The organism is Planctomycetota bacterium (assembly GCA_039819165.1).
Lineage (GTDB): Bacteria > Planctomycetota > Phycisphaerae > Phycisphaerales > UBA1924 > JAHCJI01.
Genome location: JBCBSM010000030.1, coordinates 1 through 511 on the forward strand (window position 1 = coordinate 1; position 511 = coordinate 511).

The window sequence follows — 511 nt, forward strand, 5'->3', positions numbered from 1 at the left end:
GAGCCACAATCCGGACATCCTCTACTTCGGCGCTAACAAGCTTTATCGCTCCATGGACCGTGGCGAGACGTGGACCGCCATCAGCGACGACTTGACCCGCGCCGAAGAGCGCGGCGACGTCCCCTTCGCCACCATCACCACGTTCTCCGAGAGCGAGCTGCACTTCGGCCGCCTGTGGGTCGGCACCGACGACGGCCAGCTGTGGCTCACCGCCGACGGCGGCTCGACCTGGAGCGACGTCGGCGGCGGGCTGCCGCGGGACCGCTGGGTCAGCCGTGTCGTCGCGTCGCGAGTCGAGCAGGACCGCGCCTACGTCACCCTCAACGGCTACCGGCAGGACGACGCCACGGCCTACCTCTACGTCACCGAAGACGCCGGCTCGACCTGGCGCTCATGGGCCTATGGTCTGCGGGCGGAGCCCCTCAACGGGGTGCGCGAACCCCCGGTGAACGCCGACGTGCTCTCCGGCGGCAGCGACCGCGGCGCCTACGCGAGCCTCGACCGCGGCGCC

Annotated in this window: 1 protein-coding gene; it reads left to right on the forward strand. The window is 70.8% G+C overall.

The window, feature by feature from the left end; translation table 11 throughout:
* On the forward strand, positions 1-511 hold a 511-nt coding region (locus AAFX79_13885; protein ID MEO1009645.1), incomplete at both ends, for a glycosyl hydrolase.